The following is a 2,693-nucleotide window of genomic DNA, read 5'->3' as shown; positions in this document are numbered from 1 at the left end:
GCCTGATCCTGCGGGGGTGGCACTGGCCGCTGGACGTACTGGCCAGCCTGCTGATGTGCGCTCCCCTGCTGCTCGGCGTAGCGTTGGTCAGCCGCCGAAGTAGGCGTCGAAGTTCCGGCTGAACTCCCAGCCGCCGAAGCGGTCCCAGTTGATCGACCAGGTCATCAGGCCGCGCATCCCCGGCCAGGTGCCGTGGGTCTGGTAGGTCCCGCAGTCGGTCTTCCTCGTCAGGCAGTTCAATGCCTTGTTCACCTCCGCGGGCGAGGTGTGCCCGTTGCCCGCGGAGGTGGTGGCCGGCAGGCCGATGGCCACCTGGTCCGGGCGCAGGGCCGGGAAGACCCGGGCCGTGTTCCCGGCGACGGGGAAGCCGGTGAGCAGCATGTCGGTCATGGCGATGTGGAAGTCGGCGCCGCCCATGGAGTGGTACTGGTTGTCGAGGCCCATGATCGAGCCCGAGTTGTAGTCCTGGACGTGGAGCAGCGTGAGGTCGTCGCGCAGGGCGTGGATCACCGGGAGGTACGCGCCGGCGCGCGGGTCCTGGCCGCCCCAGGGGCCCGAGCCGTAGTACTGGTAGCCCAGCTGGACGAAGAAGGTCTCCGGGGCCATGGTCAGGACGAAGTCCGGGCCGTACGTGGCCTTCAGGGTCTTGACGGCCGCGATCAGGTTGACGACGACCGGGGTGGTGGGCGCCCGGAAGTCGCTGTCCCCGGTGGCCAGGGAGAGCGAGTGGCCCTCGAAGTCGATGTCCAGGCCGTCGAGGCCGTACTCGTCGATGATGGCGCTGACGGAGGAGACGAAGGTGTCCCGGGCGGCCGCGCTCGCGAGCTGGACCTGGCCGTTCTGGCCGCCGATCGAGATCAGCACCTTCTTGCCGGCCGCCTGCTTGGCCTTGATGGCCGCCTTGAACTCGGCCGCGGATTCGACGTTCGGGCACTCCGCGACCGGGCAGAGCCGGAAGCGGATGTCGCCGGAGGTCACCGAAGTGGGTTCGCCGAAGGCGAGGTTGATGACGTCCCAGGAGGCGGGTACGTCGGCCATCCGGACGTAGCCGGAGCCGTTGGCGAAGCCGGCGTGCAGGTAGCCGACGAGCGCGTGCGCGGGCAGGCCACCGCCGCCTCCCCCTCCATCACCACCGGGCGTGGTCGCGGTGGCGGGCGCGCTCTGCGGGGAGGCGCCCGCCGCGTTCACCGCGCTGACCCGGAAGGTGTAGGTGGTGGCCGCGGCGAGGCCGGTCACGGCCGCCGAGGCGGAGGTGACGGACAGCGGCGCCGCGCCGTCCCGGTGCACGGTGTACGAGGTGGCGCCCGGCACGGCCGACCAGGCCAGCGCGACCGAGCTCGACGAGGTGGCGGAGGCGGTCAGGCCGGTGGGGGCGGCCGGGAGCTGGGGCCCGCCGGGGCCGCCGGGGTCCGGACCGACCAGGGTGAGGTCGTCGGTGAGGTGGGCGGGCTGGCCGTACCAGCCATGGGTGTAGACGGTCACCGAGGTCGTGGAGGGGCCGGTGCGGAAGGTGGCGGTCAGCTGCTTCCACACTCCTGGCGTCTGCGTCCAGGTCGACACGTCGGTGGTGCCGGTGCCGCTCGCGCCGAGGTGGACGTACGCGCCCTGCACCCACGCGCCGAGCGTGTACGCCGATCCGGGCTCGACGGTGACGGTCTGGGAGCAGCGGGCGTTGTCCTGGCCGGCCGGGGTGGCCCGCAGGGCGGAACTTCCGCCGTGTACAGGCGTGGTGACGACGGCTCCGCTGCCGCCCGAGCAGCTCCAGCCGTCGAGGCCGGCCTCGAAGCCGCCGTTGCGTACGAGGTCGGCGTCGGCCGCCGCGGCGGGCGGGCCCGCGGCGAGGAAGCCGGCCACCGCGAGGGCGGCGGCCGTAAGGAGGGGTACGGCTCTGCGCACAACTGCCTCCGGTGCGTGGGGGGATGGAGGGGGTCAGCGGCGCCCAAGATGGTCCAGACCAATACCCTTGTCAAGACCTCCGGCCCTCCTTCGCCGGACCGGGCACGGCCGCCTCGTGCATCGCGAGCTCCAGCACGGCCGGGTCGGTGAGCGTCCCCTCGCCGTCGGGGAGCACCAGCCAGCGCACCCCGCCGGCCGCCCGGCCGGGATACGGGACCACGATCCAGCTCCCGCGCCCGGCGCCCCGTACACCGGTGGCGAGCCACCGCGACGCCGTGCCCGCGGGCACGAAGAAGCCCAGCCTCGGCATCGGTGTGCGGCTCCACCGCGTGGCGCCGAAGTCGGCGAGCACCGGGCCGGACAGGTCGGTGAGGAGCCGCAGTATGTCGAGGGTGGCCTGCCCCAGGCCCCCGGGCAGGATGAGCACGTCCCAGCGCCGGCCGGCGGGCAGCAGGGCGACCCCGAGGGGGTTGCGCTCCCACTCCCACCGGCAGGCGTCCGGGTCCGGCGCCACCGATACCAGCCATTCCACTGCCGTCTTGACCCCCGGGAACGTCATCGCCCGGCCTCCGTTCTCGGTAGGTGAAGTGTTCTCACCTGGAGAGAGCGGGGCCGGGCGCGGGTATGACGCGGGTTTCGTCACCCCATGGCAGTGAATCGGGTCACCGGGTGACGCGCGGTCCGCGCCGGGGGGCGCGGCCTGAGGGCTGTCCCGTAATTCCCGGTGGATCAGCGCACGGCGTCGGATGCGGTGCATCGCAAGGCGGAGGGGCGCCCCCATACCGGGCGTGTTCGGG

The 2,693-nt window shown here is 72.9% G+C and carries 2 protein-coding genes; both read right to left on the bottom strand.

The features are described from left to right. Nucleotides 1-87: 87 nt before the first annotated feature. The gene (locus tag ACWGIU_RS34920; protein WP_453712118.1) at nt 88-1,854 is read right to left on the bottom strand and encodes a chitinase; all 1,767 of its coding nucleotides are present in this window, start codon (nt 1,852-1,854) and stop codon (nt 88-90) included. 112 nt (nt 1,855-1,966) lie between these two features. Next, on the bottom strand, nt 1,967-2,455 hold the full coding sequence (locus ACWGIU_RS34915; RefSeq protein WP_453712117.1) for a hypothetical protein: 489 nt from the start codon (nt 2,453-2,455) through the stop codon (nt 1,967-1,969). Between the last annotated feature and the right edge of the window lie 238 nt (nt 2,456-2,693).

It is taken from the genome of Streptomyces sp. NPDC054840 (genome assembly GCF_053611065.1).
Note: the sequence above shows the minus strand (reverse complement) of the source record. Positions and strands in the feature narration are given on the sequence as shown.